Origin of the sequence: Stenotrophomonas maltophilia group sp. Smal17, assembly GCF_030237045.1 — a bacterium.
GTDB classification, from domain to species: Bacteria; Pseudomonadota; Gammaproteobacteria; order Xanthomonadales; family Xanthomonadaceae; genus Stenotrophomonas; species Stenotrophomonas forensis.
Genome location: NZ_JASJSU010000024.1, coordinates 37,664 through 51,777, shown reverse-complemented (window position 1 = coordinate 51,777; position 14,114 = coordinate 37,664). Strand labels below are relative to the sequence as shown.

The window sequence follows — 14,114 nt, the reverse complement described above, 5'->3', positions numbered from 1 at the left end:
GTCCTGGCCAGGGTGCCCCGCCTCCTCCAGACAGTTTCCCGCGGGCGCGGTAGCAGGTACGCCGAAGGATTGCGCTTGAAAAGCAAAGAGCCGGGCAATGCCCGGCTCTTTGCTTTTGCTCCTCTTTGCCTTCCGCACCGTGGCGCGGGAAACCTTCGAGCAGGGTTGGATGGGCCGGCGCAGGACCGTTGGCGCCATGGATGGCGCCATCGAGCCCCCAAGGATGGGTTTACGGCGTGTCCTGCGCCGGCCCATCCGGCCCTGCCCCGCGATGACAATCAAGACGCCGCGGGGCAACGCTTCTGACTTAGAACTCCGCCGCCACCGTCATGAACACCTGACGCGGCGCGCTTGCATGGATCGCATAACGCGTGCCGTTCGGATCGGTCGGTGCGAACGAGCTCAGCTGGCCGGCATAGCGCTTGTTGGTCAGATTCGTCGCGTTCAACGACACCCGCACGTTGCGCAGGCCGAAGCCCGGGCCGAAGTCGTAGCCTGCACCGGCGTCGAAGGTGGTCACGCCCGGCACCGACTGATCGTTGGTGTAGGTGTAGTAGCGCTTGCCGGTGTACTTGGCGCGCAGGCTGGCGAAGAAACCATCGCGGTTCCAGCTGATTTCACTGGAGGCCATGCGCTGCGGCGTGTCCACGGTGATCTTGCCGGCCACTGGCACGATCGCACCGCCCGAGGTGTAGTCATCCTCGTAGGTGGTCTTGTTCCAGGACAGCGCGTTGTACCACTGCAGGCCGTCGATCGGCTTGAGGATGAAGGTCAGCTCCGCGCCGTGGCTCTTCACCGAGCCGACGTTGATGAAGCGCGTCACGCACTCCGGACGCGTACCCACCTCGATGCTCGAGCAAGGGTTCAGCGACAGCAGGCGGTTGTCGAACTTCACGTTGTAGGCGGCGATGGACGCCTGGTACTTCTCGCCGAAGGTGCGGAAGCCGGCTTCCAGGCTCTTGGACTTTTCCGGCTCCAGCCCGGCGCTGGCCGCGAACGATTCCGGCGAGACCTGCAGCGGGCCGCCGCTGCCGCCGCCGACGAAGGCAGCAATGTTCTCGGCGTACGAAGCGAACAGCTCGTTGTTGGCGTTGAGCTTGAAGCCCAGGCCGACCTGCGGCAGCACCGATTCCTTCGCGGTCAGCGTGCCCGAGGCGATGCTGGTCTCCACGCCCGGGTTGGCGGTGGCGCGCATGCGGGTGTTCGGGCTCTTGATGCCGACGTCCACGGTCAGGCGCTGGTCCAGGAAGCGCATGCGGTCCTGCACGTAGAACTGGCGCGTGCGGATGTCGAAGTCCTGGTTGAACAGCAGGCGGTCCGGGTTCTTCAGGTACAGGTCGTCCAGGAACGGGCCGCTGATGTAGTAGAAGTTGCGCGAGACGTTATGGTCGTTCTGCTCGAACCACAGGCCGGCTTCCAGCTCGTGGATGCCCACCGTCCACGACAGCGCGGCGGTCAGGCCATCGCGGTTGATGGTGTAGTTGGTGCTGCGGATCGAGATCGGCAGCATCTTGTCGGTACCCGGGTAGGACGGCTGGCCCGGCGCCCACCAGTGGCCCTGGCCACGGTTGTCATGATGGTAGGCCAGCAGCTTCAGGCGGCCCTGCTCGCCCAGGCGCAGGTCGGCATCCACCGAGTACAGGTTGTCGTCACGCAGCGCACGGCTCTGATAGTAGGCGTCGTCGATGCTGCGGACATTGCCGCTGAATTTGCACTGCGAAGCATTGAAGGTACCGGGCGCGCAATACGCGGCGGCCACGGCGCGATCCCAGTCCGGCGCGTAGATGTTCCAGTCATAGCCCAGGCCGCGGGCCAGCATGTCCTTGGACAGGTAGGCGTAGTTGGCCTGGCTGGCACGCGAGGTCGCCACGAACGCACCGAAGCGGTGGTCGCCGACATTCCACACCGCCTTGGCGTTGAACTGGCGCGTGGTCTGGTTCTGGTGCGGCGCGGCCCACATGTCCTGGTCCTGGTGCACGCCGGACACGTAGGCCGAGAAGCCGTTGATGTCGCCGGTATCCACGCGCAGGTAACCACGGCGCTGGTTGTTGTCACCCACGGTGACGCTGGCGCGGCCGCCGAACTCGGTGGACGGATCCATCGAGAAGTACTGGATGGTGCCACCCAGGTTGCTGGTCGAGGCTACGCCCAGCGAACCGATGCCCTGCGACAGTTCGGCGCCGGCCAGGTTCTCGGCGATGATCGCGCGGGCGATGCTCAGGCCGTTGTAGTTGCCGTAGCTGTTGTCGCCCAGCGGGATGCCGTCCAGCGTGTAGCCGAGGCGGCTCTTGTCGAAGCCACGCAGGCTGATCGTCTGCGATTCTTCGTTGGCACCGAAGGCATCGTTGGACTGCACCGACACGCCGGGCAGGCGGTCGAGGATCTTCTGGCCGCTGGTACCCGGCGGCAGCACCTGCTTGTCGACCGCGGTGATGCGCTGCACCTGGCGGGTCTCGCCCTGGCCGATCACGGAGACGGTATCCAGCGTCTGCGCGCTCAGTGCGGCATCGGTGCTGGCATTGGCGCCGGCATCGGCCACGGTGGCGGCATGGGCGCTGGCGGCGGAAAGCGCGATCGCCACGGCGATCGTCAGGTGTCGGGTCTGCATGGTGGTCCGTTGCATTGGGGGTGGTCACCGGCATGCATGCGCGGTGCATGGCCACTATGCGAACGGAACATGAAACCTTCTTTACGAAAAACCAACGAACGGTGCACGCGCGTGATGCGTGTCCAGCACTACCGACGACAAGGCGGGATCAGAAGCGCTCGCCGGGCCAGCTGAACCTGAGCTGGGTCATGCAGTCACGGTCATGTTCGGAGAATGAGAATCCGATCTGGATTCCGCTTATCACGGTGCCGAACACCGTCGACTCGTCCAGGCTATGTCCTGATGGAACGGATAGAACACTGAAGTTGGGGAAGCGGCGACCCATCTGCTTTCGCGAGATGCAGGCGCCGCCCAGCGAGAGCGTCACGCCTTTGATGATTCGCCCGGAGGCATCGGTATGGATCTGGCCAGAAGGCCCTTTGATCCTTCCGGCGACCACGAATGGCGCCAGATCGATGGTTGCGCTGTCGCCTCGGCCCATTCTTGCTTCCGAACGCGAGTTGGCCGGAGCCAGTGGTGATAGCTGCACGACAAGGTCAGAGCGTGCCAGCTGCGAGGACCAGCGCTCCACCAGCCGCCATGTTGCGTCCGCCTCCTCTGCACTGGCGGCGGGCGTGGCTGCTGTCGCAGAGCCGGCAATCAACAGGCTCAGGAGCAGAAGAAGTTCAGGGACGGGCTGCGATCGCTTCATCGTAGATCCTGCCGTAGAAGTCGTTGTAGTTCTCGCCGGTGGTTGAAGTTACGTTGTTGTCGCAGAACAGCTTTCCCACCTGCCGGTCCAGTTCTTCACCGCCAGCATCGGCCCGTGCGATGAGGCTGGGGCCGTTGGACGCCGCCACACCGATGTCGTAGTACCCCAGGCTGGTTACCAGAAGCTCGCTGCGCGCGGTGAGGTTGTTGAGTACCGCTTTCCCCTCCATGGTGCAGAAGTGCTGGATGAACGCACTTCGGGTACTCAAGGCGATGCCGTCGAAGTACAGTGCGTGCCCGACTTCATGGGCAATGGCTGCGATCCGGAAATAATAGCCCGCAATGTCGGAGGAATCGCAGTCGAAGGACTGGATGTAGATCCGGATGGGATCGCGATTGGTATAGGACGCGGGCGCCCAGGAAAAGGTCCACTCCGGATGCCCGGTGATCTGTGCATCGAGAGTGGGGGCACCTGGTATCAGCCAGTCGGGGCAGCCCAGACCCGTGATCACCCGCATCGGCGGGGGCTCCGCCCGGGCCTGTGTCGTCAGCAGCGTAGTGGCGACCACAAGAAGCGCAATCAGCAATGCACGCATGCCAACCTCCTTGATCCGCGATTCCAGCCGTTGGTCCATCAGGCTCAGTGAGCGTTGGCAGGTATAGCATCGGTTCTGCAGATGTATCGGGCAGTGCGTCCCAGAATTGCAGAAACAAAATGGGGCCGGATCCCCCTCGCACGCGAAGGTTCACCGGCCCCGCGCACTCCGTGGGGGAGGCAGTCCACGCGGTGCGTGGAAGCGGGCTCACCCCATGTACAGGCCGCCGTTGACCGGGTAGTCGGCGCCGGTCACGTACGAGGCCTCGTCGGACGCCAGCCAGGCCACCAGGCCCGCCACTTCCTCGGGGCGGCCAAGGCGGCGCACCGGCACCGATGCGGCCAACCGGTCCAGTACATCCGGTGGGAAGCTGCTGATCGCCTGGCTGGCGATGTAGCCCGGCGACAGCGTGTTGACAGTGACCCCGCGCGAGGCCACTTCGGCGGCCAGTGCACGGCTGAAGCCATGCATCGCCGCCTTCGCCGTTGCGTAGTTCACCTGACCGATCTGGCCCTTGTGCGCACTCACCGAGCCGATGTTGATGATGCGGCCCCAGCCACGCGTGGCCATGCCGTCGACCACCTGCTTGGTCAGGTTGAACAGCGAATTGAGGTTGGAGGCGATCACCGCGTTCCAGTCTTCCACCGTCATCTGCCGGAACAGCAGGTCGCGGCTGCCGCCGGAGTTGTTGACCAGCACGTCCACTTCACCGACTTCGGCGCGCACCTTGGCGAACGCCGCGCTGGTCGAGGTCCAGTCGGTGGCGTTGCCTTCGGACGCGATGAAGTCGAAACCCTGTTCGCGCTGTTCGCGCAGCCAGTTGGCCTTGCGCGGCGAGTTCGGTGCGCAACCGGCGACCACGGTGTGGCCGCTGCGGGCCAGGCTCTGGCAGATGGCAGTACCGACACTGCCCATGCCGCTGGTGACGTAAGCGATTCGAAGCGTCATTGCAGAAGGCTCCTTGGTAAGGGGTCAGGCGGCGAGCGGATACAGGCCGAACAGCAGGCTGCCGACCATCAACAGCATCGAGATGGCGATGGCCCACTTCAGGGTGAACTTCTGGTGGTCGGCGAACTCGACCTTGGCCAGGCCCACCAGCAGGTAGGTGGACGGCACCAGCGGGCTGAGCAGATGCACCGGCTGGCCAGCCAGAGACGCGCGCGCCATTTCCACGGGGGTGATGCCGTAGTTGCCGGCGGCCTCGGACAGGATCGGCAGCACGCCGAAGTAGAACGCGTCGTTGGACATGAAGAAGGTGAACGGCATCGACGCCACCGCGGTGATCACCGCCAGGTACGGGCCCCACGATTCCGGAATCACCGCCAGGAAGCTGTGCGACATCGCTTCGACCATGCCGGTGTTGTTGAGGATGCCGGTGAAGATGCCGGCGGCGAAGATCAGCGACACCACCGACAGCACGTTGCCGGCGTGGTTGACCACGCGGCGGCGCTGCTCGGCCAGGTTCGGGTAGTTGATCACCAGGGCGATGGCGAAGCCGACCATGAACAGCACCGGCATCGGCAGCACGCCGATGATCAGTGCGGTCATCAGCGCCACGGTCAGCGCCAGGTTCACCCACAGCAGCTTCGGGCGCTTGATGTCTTCGGCGTCTTCCACGGTCGGCAGCGGGTTGCTGTCGTCGGACACGCTGTTGTCCATCCAGCTGCCGCCCTTGGGCAGGGTCACCACGCCCAGCCGGCGGCGTTCCTTCAGGCCCAGGTACCAGGCCAGCAGCAGCACGCCGGCACAGGCGATCACCATCGACGGGATCAGCGGCACGAATACATCGGCCGGGTCCACATGCAGCGCGGTGGCCGCGCGTGCGGTCGGCCCGCCCCACGGGGTCAGGTTCATCACGCCGCCGGCAAGGATGGTCACGCAGGTCATGTTCAGCGCGTTCATGCCCAGCCGCTGGTACAGCGGCAGCATCGCCGAGACGGTGATCATGTAGGTGGTCGAGCCGTCACCATCGAGCGAGATCAGCATCGCCAGCACCGCGGTGCCGAGCACGATCTTCATCGGATCGCCCTTGACGAAGCGCAGGATCACCCGCACCAGCGGATCGAACAGGCCGGCATCGATCATCACGCCGAAGTAGAGGATGGCGAACATCAGCATCACGCCGGTCGGCGCGATCTTCTTGATGCCCTCCAGCATCATTTCGTCGATGTCGGCGCCGAAGCCGCCCAACAGGGCGAAGATGATCGGGATGGTGATCAGGGCGACCAGCGGCGACAGTCGTTTGCTCATGATCAGGTACATGAACGTAATGACCATGCCAAAGCCGAGGATGCTCAGCATCATCTGCGGACTCCTTGCGAAAACAGGACGTGGGGGAGTGGAAGCGGCCCGGGCGGCATGCCCGGGATGCCGGGCTTAGAAGTCGTACTGCAGGCGACCGGTGACCGCGCGCGTGCGGTCCACCGTGACCCCGGCCAGGCGGTCGCGGTTGCGGCTTTCGATCACGTTGAGCATGAAGCGCAGGTTGTCGCGCAGGTACCAGTTGCCGCCCAGTGTCCACGCTTCGGTGCTGCCACGGCGCAGGTCGGGCGCACCATCGAGATGCTGCGCGCCCCACATCTGGTCGTAGCGCAGCGCCACCTCGAAGGCACCGGCCTTGTGGCGGATGTCCTTGACCCGCGCGAAGCGGCCGGTCTTGCGGTCGTAGGCGCGGCTTTCGCCAGTGACGAACCAGCTGAGCATGCCGTAGGCGGCCATCACGTCGCCGCGCTGCGCACCGTCATCGAAGGTGGCACCGCTGAACTCGCCCTGCCACGACAGCGGGCCGCGGACCTGCGCGTATTCCAGCGACCACTTGTTGACGTCGGTATCGCGGCCGGCGGAGAAGTCGACCAGGGTCAGGCGGCTCTCGTCGGACAGATGGCCAGCCGGGCGCGGGCGGATCTTCAGGCCCGGAACGCCGTTGGCACCCGGGTTGTCATAGGCTTCGCGGGCCAGCGACAGACCCAGGTGCAGCACGTCACCGTCGCGGGGTGAGGGCGCCCAGGTGACCCGGCCGCCGGCGGCGCGGCCCTTCACCTGCCAGGCATCGATGCTTTCCAGGCTGTAGACGCTGGCGGCCCAGGTGAAATCACCCGGATTGGCCTGCCACGACGCGCCCAGCCGGTACAGCGGTGCCAGCGTGGTGCCGGCGTTGCCGCGCTCCAGGAAGCTGCCGTAGTTGGAGCTGGTGCGGTCATCCAGCGAGAAGTACTGCTTGAACTGGCCCACGGTCAGCTTGCCGGCCTTGCCAAAGCTGCGTGCCAGGTACACGTCCTTGGCCTCGACACGGTCGCCGGAGAAGTCGGCTTCCAGCTTGTAGTCGACCACGAAGAACTTGCCGGACACATCGACCCAGGCGCGGCGGATCTCGGTGTCGTCCTTGTTCGGCGTACCGCGGTTGTCGTTGTCGAAGGTGGCGAAGTCCAGGTGCAGGCGGCCACCGAGGGTGGCGGTGACCGGACGGTCGTCTTCGGCGAAGGCCGGCGCCGACAGGGCAGCCAGAGCCATCATGGCGGCAGGACGCCGCCAGGCAAACGTGAATTCCACAAACCCTCCCAGGTGCGCGCCAGGCGCGCGGCAATCGTGGGCACCGGACGGTGCGCGGCCGCAGTCTGGGTCGCCGTAGCTGTCATCGTCCTGTCAACGGTTTGTGCGCTGCAGCGTAAATGGTCGCCAGGCAGGGCGCGGCGGGTGCATCCTGCGCCATGCGGTAGCATTCGTTTCCCCTCCCACCCGTGTGCCCATGCGCCTGCTGCTGGTCGAAGACAACCCCGATCTGGCCGATGCGATCATCCGTCGCATGCGTCGTAGCGGCCACGCCGTGGACTGGCAGGCCGACGGGCTGGCCGCGGCCAGCGTGCTGCGCTACCAGAGCTTCGACCTGGTGGTGCTGGATATCGGCCTGCCCAAGCTGGATGGCCTGCGCGTGCTGGCCGGCATGCGCGAGCGCGGCGACAGCACGCCAGTGCTGATGCTGACCGCGCGCGACGGCATCGAAGACCGCGTGCAGGCGCTGGATGTGGGGGCCGACGATTACCTGGGCAAGCCGTTCGATTTCCGCGAGTTCGAAGCGCGTTGCCGTGTGCTGCTGCGACGCGCACGGGGCCAGGCCAGTGAAGTGGTGCAGATTGGCGGTTTCCAGTTCGACAACGCCGCGCACCGGGTCAGCCTCGACGGTGAGCCGATCGAACTGCCGAACCGCGAGTACCGGCTGCTGGAGATCCTGGTCGGCCGCCTTGGCCAGGTAGTGGGCAAGGACGAGATCGGCAACGGCCTGTTCGGTTTCGACGACGAGGCCGGTCCCAATGCCATCGAGCTGTACGTCGGGCGCCTGAGAAAGAAGCTGGCTGGCGCCCCGCTGCGCATCACCACGGTGCGCGGCGTCGGCTATCTGCTGGAAGCCAGTGACGGCAGCGCCGACGCCGATGGTTGACGCGCGCACGGCGAACGCCGCTCCGGGGTCGCTGCGGCGCACGTTGCTGCTGTACCTCGGCGCGTTGCTGGCGGTGTTCGCGGTGGCCCTGCTGTTCGCTGCGCGCGACTACGGCCAGCGCGCCGCCAACCGGTCCTACGACCACCTGCTGGTGTCCTCGGCGCTGTCCATCGCCGATTCGGTTGCACTTGTTGATGGCCAATGGCAGGTCGATCTGCCGTATGCCGCGCTGGACCTGCTGGCGATGGCACCGGAAGACCGCGTCTTCTATCGTGTGGCCGACAGCCGCGGCAACCTGATCACCGGCTACGGCGACCTGCCGGCGCCGCCGCGCCGGCCCGGCACGCAGCCGCAGCTGTTCGATGCTCCCTACAGCGGCGAGACCGTGCGTTTCGTGGTGGTCGGCCGCAGCTTCGCTGCGGCCTCGGCGCAGGGCGAGGTGCAGGTGCAGGTGGGCCAGACCCGGCGTGCGCGCGAAGCGGTCGCACAGGACATGGTCAATCGCGCGCTGCTGGCAATCGGCGTGCTGTCCGGGCTGCTGCTGGCGCTGGTGGCCTTCGGCGTGCATCGGGCGTTCCGCCCACTGGTGCGGGTGGAGCGCGAGCTGTCGCGTCGCGAGCCCTCCGACCTGAAGCCATTGGACGCACGCGTGCCGCGCGAGATGGACCAGATGGTGGCCGCGTTGAACCGCTTCATGGAACGCTTGTCCAGCAGCAACGAGACCCTGCGAGCGTTCATGGCCGAGGCCGCGCACCAGATGCGCACGCCGCTGGCCGCCCTGCGCGCGCAGGCACAGCTGGCGCTGGATGACGACGACCCGGAGGACATGCGGCGCAGCCTGCAGGCGATCGAGCGCAATGCCACGCATATGAGCCGCCTGCTCAACCAGCTGCTCAGCGATGCCAGCGTGATCCACCGTTCCCACCTGCAGCGCTTTGCTGCGGTGGACCTGGCCGAGACCGTGCACCAGGCCCTGCATGAAGCCCTGCCGCAGGCGGGCCCGGCACCGCGCGTACAGCTGGCGATGACCGCTGAACCCGTGCTGGTGCACGGGGATGCATTGCTGCTGCGCGAGGCGATCAAGAACCTGGTCGACAACGCGCTGAAGTATGGCGGCGACGGTTCATTGCAGATCGCGTTGACCGTGGAGGGCGGGCAGGCGGTGCTGACCATTGCCGATCACGGTGCAGGCATCGCGCCCGCCGATGCCGAGCGTGTGTTCGAGCGCTTCGCGCGCGGCGAAGGCGCGCCGTCCGGAGGCGCCGGGCTTGGCCTGGCCATCGTCAAGCGGGTGGTCGACAGCCACGGTGGCCGCATCGACCTCAGCAACCGCCCGCAGGGGGGGCTGGTCGCCACCATCCGCCTGCCCCGGAGCAGTTCATGATCCGTCTGTTCGCCACGGCCATCGCCCTGCTGCTGGCCCTGCCGGTGCTGGCCGCGCCGGGCGACGTGCGCCGCTTCCCTGCGCAGGGAACGGCCACCGCGCAGCTGCGCATCCACGGCACCACCGACATCGAAGTGTTCGCGGTGGTCATCGCCGATTACCAGCGCCTGCATCCCGGCACCGAGGTGGTGTACGAGGACATCATCACCCAGGACCTGTACGCGCGTTACCTGCACGACCGTGCCGGGCCAGCGTCTCCGGACCTGCTGATTTCCAGCGGCATGGACCTGCAGACCAAGCTGGTCAACGATGGCCATGCGCTGCCGCACCGCTCGGCGCAGACCGCTGCGCTTCCGACGTGGGCGCAGTGGCGCAACGAGGCGTTCGGGATCAGCTACGAACCGGTGGTGATGGTCTACAACACGCGCACGCTGCCGGCCGCGAAGGTGCCGCATACGCGCCGCCAGCTGTTGGACCGGCTGCGTGCCGAAGGTGCGCCGCTGCGCGGCAAGGTCGGCACCTATGACATCGAGCGCAGCAGCGTCGGCTATCTGCTGGCCACCCAGGACGCACAGCGCGGCAGCATCGCAGGTGCCTTGCTGGGCGCTCTCGGCGACAACGACGTAGTGCGTGAGGAACGCACCGGCGTGCTGCTGGACAAGGTGGCCAGCGGCCAGCTGTCGCTGGTCTACAACGTGCTCGGCTCCTACGCGCAGGCGCGCATCGATGCAGGCGCGCCGCTGGCCATTGTCGAGCCCGAGGACTACACGCTGGTGGTGCTGCGTACCGCGGTGATTCCGCGCACCGGCCCGCACCCTGAAGAAGCGCGGCGCTTCCTCGACTACCTGCTGTCGCCGCGCGGCCAGCAGGTACTGTCGCGCGAGGCGCGGCTGATGCCGATCGTGACCGGCAATGCGCGCAGCGATGACGCGCCGGGCCGCAGCCGCCGTCCGATCCAGCTCGGCCCGGGCCTGCTGGTGTACCTGGATGCGCTCAAGCGCCGCCAGTTCCTCGACGCCTGGCGCAGCAGCGTAGAACCGGCAGGGCGCTGACGCGGCGGCCTGCCCGTACAATGGCGGCATGAGCGAATACACCATCCTGATCGCCGACGACCACCCGCTGCTGCGTTCGGCGGTGGTGCAGTCATTGCGGCAGAGCCTGCCGCTGGCACAGGTACGCGAGGTGGCCAGCGCCGAGGCCCTGGCCGAAGCCCTCGACGCGCACCCGGATGTGGACCTGGTGCTGCTCGACCTGACCATGCCCGGCGCACACGGTTTCTCCGCGCTGCTGCACGTACGCGGCTCGCATCCGGATATTCCGGTGGTGATCCTCTCGTCCAACGACCATCCGCGGGTGATCCGCCGCGCGCAGCAGTTCGGCGCTGCCGGTTTCATCCCGAAGTCGGCCCCGGCCGAGACCATCGGCGAGGCGGTGCAGGCGGTGCTCGACGGCGGCCTGTGGTTCCCGGCGATGGCCGCCGAGCGCTCCGAGGCCGACGCGCTGCTGGCCAGCCGCCTGGCCCAGCTGACCCCGCAGCAGTTCCGCGTGCTGCTGTGCCTGGCCGATGGCCTGCTCAACAAGCAGATCGCCTACACGCTGGGGCTGGCCGAGAACACGGTGAAGGTGCACGTCACCGCGATTCTGAAAAAACTCGAATGCCACAGCCGCACGCAGGCAGCGGTGCTGGTGAAGGCGCTGGAAACTACCCGCGATGGCGGATCAGCAGCTGGCTCATCAGCGCCCGCAGCGCCGGCGGTTTCACCGGCTTGGCCATCATTCCCCAGCCGCGCTCGGCGGCCATCTCGCGCAACCCCGCATCGCGCTCGGCGGTCACCAGCACCACTGGCGGGCGTGCCAGCCACAGTTCCGCCAGCGTCTCGTACAGCACCGGGCCGTGGTGATCGCCCATGCGCACATCCAGCAACACCAGTTCCGGCACGGTTGTGGCACTGGCCAACTGCAGCGCCGCCTGCGGGCCGTCGGCCAGCACCACCTCGCAGCCCCAGCGTTCCAGCAACGCGCGGCTGGCTGCGCAGACGTGAGGATCGTCATCGATCACCCAGACCCGACGCCCGCGCAGCGGATTGTCCGCGGCCGGTTCCTGCACCAGCACCGGCGCCGGTGCCGTAGTGGGAATCGCGCTGGCGTCGCCGAACGGCACACCCACCGCGAACACGCTGCCCTGGCCTACCTGCGAGCGCAGCCGGATCGGGTGGCCGAGCAGGCGGCCGATGCGGTCGACGATCGCCAGGCCGAGGCCGGCACCGCGCTGCTGGCCGTCGTGCAGGCGGCGGAATTCCTCGAAGATCTCGCCCTGCAGCGCATCGGGAATACCGGGTCCCTGGTCGTGCACTTCGATCCACAGCAGCCCGTCGCGGCGCCGGCAACCGAGCAGCACGCGGCCGCGTTCGCTGTAGCGCAGCGCATTGGACAGGAAGTTCTGCAGGATGCGCCGCAGCAGCGCTTCATCGCTGACCACCACCGCATCGGTATCGATCCAGTCCACCACCAGCCCGCGCGACTGTGCGGCGATGCCGAACTCGCGCGCCAGTGTCTGCAGCAGCGGCCCCAGCCGGAAGGCCTGCACGCGGGTCGGCAGGCTTCCCGACTCCAGCCGCGCGATATCCAGCAGGCTGTTGAGGATCGCGTCCTGCGCCGCGAGTGCAGCGTCGATGTGGTCGCTGGTCTGCTGCTGTGCCGGATCGCTCAGCTTGCCGCGCAGTACCGAGACGAACATGCGCGCGGCATTGAGCGGCTGCAGCAGGTCGTGCACCGCCGAGGCGACGAAGCGGGTCTTGTAGCGGTTGGCCTGCTCGGCTTCGCGGCGTGCTTCGTCCAGGTCGTGCGTACGCTCGGCGATGCGATGCTCGAGTGCGTCGGCCAGCGAGCGCAGTTCGCGCGCGGCGTTCTTGTAGCTGGTGATGTCGGCATAGCTGGTGACGAAGCCGCCGTCGGGCAGCGGATTGCCGCGGATCTCCAGCACCGTGCCGTCGTCCTTCTCGCTTTCGCGCATGTGCGGGCGGCCACTGCGCAGGTGATTGAGGCGGCGCTCGATCGCCTCATCGACCGGGCCCGGGCCCAGCAGGCCGCGACGCGCGTTGAAGCGGAACAGCTCCTCGATGGGCCGGCCCACGCGCACCAGGTCCAGCGGAAAGCGGAACAGCTCGAGGTAGCGCGAATTCCACGCGACCAGGCGCAGCTCGCGGTCGATCACCACCACGCCTTGTGGCAGATGTTCCAGGCTGCGGCTGAGGCCACTGTCGGCGTCGGTGGCAGCCTGCAGCAGGCCATCCTGCGCGGTGCGCAGCTCCTGCGCGTGCTGCTTGAGCAGGGTTTCCAGTTCACGGCGGCTGCGCAGGCGGTGCTTCGCCAGGCGCCGGCGCTGCTGCACGAACAGCACCAGGAAGCCCAGTGCGAGCCACGCGGCACCACCAGTCAGCGCCGCCGCACGGCCGGCGGCGGTGGCAGCGCTGGCGTCGTGCAGCAGGTGCAGGTTCCAGCCTTCGGCGGGCAGTGCAAGGCTCTGCCACAGCATCGGTTGTACCAGCGCAGGGTCGAGCAGGCGCACCATGCGCCCACCGTCGGCCAGCACGTCCTCGGTGCGTGCGCGCAGCGGCTGCAGGGCACGGTCGGCGTACTGCCGGGCGTCGAGCATTTCGCGGCGTTCATCAGCGCCCAAGGGGCGCAGCAGGCGGTAGCGCCAGTTGTCCCGGTTGGCCAGGAACACCACGTCGTGGTCATCGCTGGCCAGCACCACGTCCGGGCTGCTCAGCCATTCCTGCTCCAGCGCCGACAGTTCGACCTTGATCACCACCACGCCCAGCCGCTTGCCGTCTTCCTCGATGGCCTGCGACAGGTAGTAGCCGGGTACGCCGGTGGTCATGCCGATGCCGTAGAAACGGCCGCGGCCCTGGGCCAGCGCCTGGCGGTAGTACGGGCGGTAACTGTAGTTCTCGCCGACGTTGGTGGTCGGCTGGTCCCAGTTGCTGGCGGCCACGGCCACGCCGTCGTGGCCGACCAGGGTCAGCGTGGAGGCGCGGGTGACCTCGTTGGCACGCTGCAGCTTGAGGTTCAGCCGCTGCCGTTCGGCAGAAGAGGGCGGCACGCGCAGGGCGTGCAGCAGATCCGGATCAAGCGCCAGCACCTGCGGCAGCGTGCCGAAGCGGTCGATGCGCTGCTGCAGGCCCTGGCCATACAGCTGCAGCTGGCGTTGCACCTGGCTGCTTTCTTCGCCCAGTGCGCGCCGCCAGGCGTAGTGGCCGGCGGCGACCGCGCACAGCACGGTACCGCCGACCATCACCAGGATCGTCAGCAACAGCATCCGGTGGCGGCTGAGCCAGTACATGGCGGCAGTCTACGCAGGGCCGGCGGGCGTGGCGTGCACGCCCGCCGGGGTCTGAC

The 14,114-nt window shown here is 67.2% G+C and carries 10 protein-coding genes and 1 pseudogene; 4 read left to right on the top strand and 7 right to left on the bottom strand.

Going from position 1 to position 14,114, the window contains the following annotated elements; translation table 11 throughout:
- Positions 1-307: 307 nt before the first annotated feature.
- The 6 genes from QRO93_RS09080 to QRO93_RS09055 form a co-directional block, all read right to left on the bottom strand.
- The gene (locus QRO93_RS09080; protein ID WP_180879092.1) at positions 308-2,608 is read right to left on the bottom strand and encodes a TonB-dependent receptor; all 2,301 of its coding nucleotides are present in this window, start codon (positions 2,606-2,608) and stop codon (positions 308-310) included.
- 148 nt (positions 2,609-2,756) lie between these two features.
- Entirely contained in the window at positions 2,757-3,299 is a 543-nt protein-coding gene (locus QRO93_RS09075) for a hypothetical protein (protein ID WP_053450754.1), read from the bottom strand.
- Entirely contained in the window at positions 3,274-3,894 is a 621-nt protein-coding gene (locus QRO93_RS09070; RefSeq protein WP_230078921.1) for a hypothetical protein, read from the bottom strand. Before QRO93_RS09070 ends, QRO93_RS09075 begins: the two co-directional genes overlap by 26 nt.
- 207 nt (positions 3,895-4,101) lie before the next feature.
- The gene (gene phbB, locus QRO93_RS09065; protein ID WP_053450753.1) at positions 4,102-4,842 is read right to left on the bottom strand and encodes an acetoacetyl-CoA reductase; all 741 of its coding nucleotides are present in this window, start codon (positions 4,840-4,842) and stop codon (positions 4,102-4,104) included.
- A gap of 24 nt (positions 4,843-4,866) precedes the next feature.
- On the bottom strand, positions 4,867-6,195 hold the full coding sequence (locus tag QRO93_RS09060) for a CitMHS family transporter (protein ID WP_053509619.1): 1,329 nt from the start codon (positions 6,193-6,195) through the stop codon (positions 4,867-4,869).
- Positions 6,196-6,270: 75 nt separating this feature from the next.
- Positions 6,271-7,407 carry an OprO/OprP family phosphate-selective porin gene (locus QRO93_RS09055; protein WP_008268165.1) on the bottom strand — a complete coding sequence of 379 codons (1,137 nt, stop codon included), beginning with the start codon at positions 7,405-7,407 and terminating at the stop codon, positions 6,271-6,273.
- A 232-nt stretch (positions 7,408-7,639) separates the two neighbouring features.
- Between QRO93_RS09055 and QRO93_RS09050 the strand changes: the two genes are divergently transcribed.
- The 4 genes and pseudogenes from QRO93_RS09050 to QRO93_RS09035 form a co-directional block, all read left to right on the top strand.
- Positions 7,640-8,329, top strand: coding sequence for a response regulator transcription factor (locus tag QRO93_RS09050; protein ID WP_019662067.1), 690 nt, complete (start codon positions 7,640-7,642; stop codon positions 8,327-8,329).
- Positions 8,322-9,713 carry a sensor histidine kinase gene (locus QRO93_RS09045; protein WP_271260787.1) on the top strand — a complete coding sequence of 464 codons (1,392 nt, stop codon included), beginning with the start codon at positions 8,322-8,324 and terminating at the stop codon, positions 9,711-9,713. The genes QRO93_RS09050 and QRO93_RS09045 overlap by 8 nt, the downstream gene beginning before the upstream one ends.
- Positions 9,710-10,765, top strand: a complete 1,056-nt coding sequence (locus QRO93_RS09040; protein ID WP_180879090.1) for an ABC transporter substrate-binding protein — start codon at positions 9,710-9,712, stop codon at positions 10,763-10,765. Before QRO93_RS09045 ends, QRO93_RS09040 begins: the two co-directional genes overlap by 4 nt.
- A gap of 28 nt (positions 10,766-10,793) precedes the next feature.
- A pseudogene (locus QRO93_RS09035) lies at positions 10,794-11,429 on the top strand (response regulator); the annotation flags it as partial.
- On the opposite strand, the gene QRO93_RS09030 reads toward QRO93_RS09035, so the two are convergent.
- Entirely contained in the window at positions 11,416-14,058 is a 2,643-nt protein-coding gene (locus QRO93_RS09030) for a PAS-domain containing protein (protein WP_180879087.1), read from the bottom strand. The pseudogene QRO93_RS09035 and the gene QRO93_RS09030 sit on opposite strands and share 14 nt — an antisense overlap.
- Positions 14,059-14,114 lie beyond the last annotated feature (56 nt).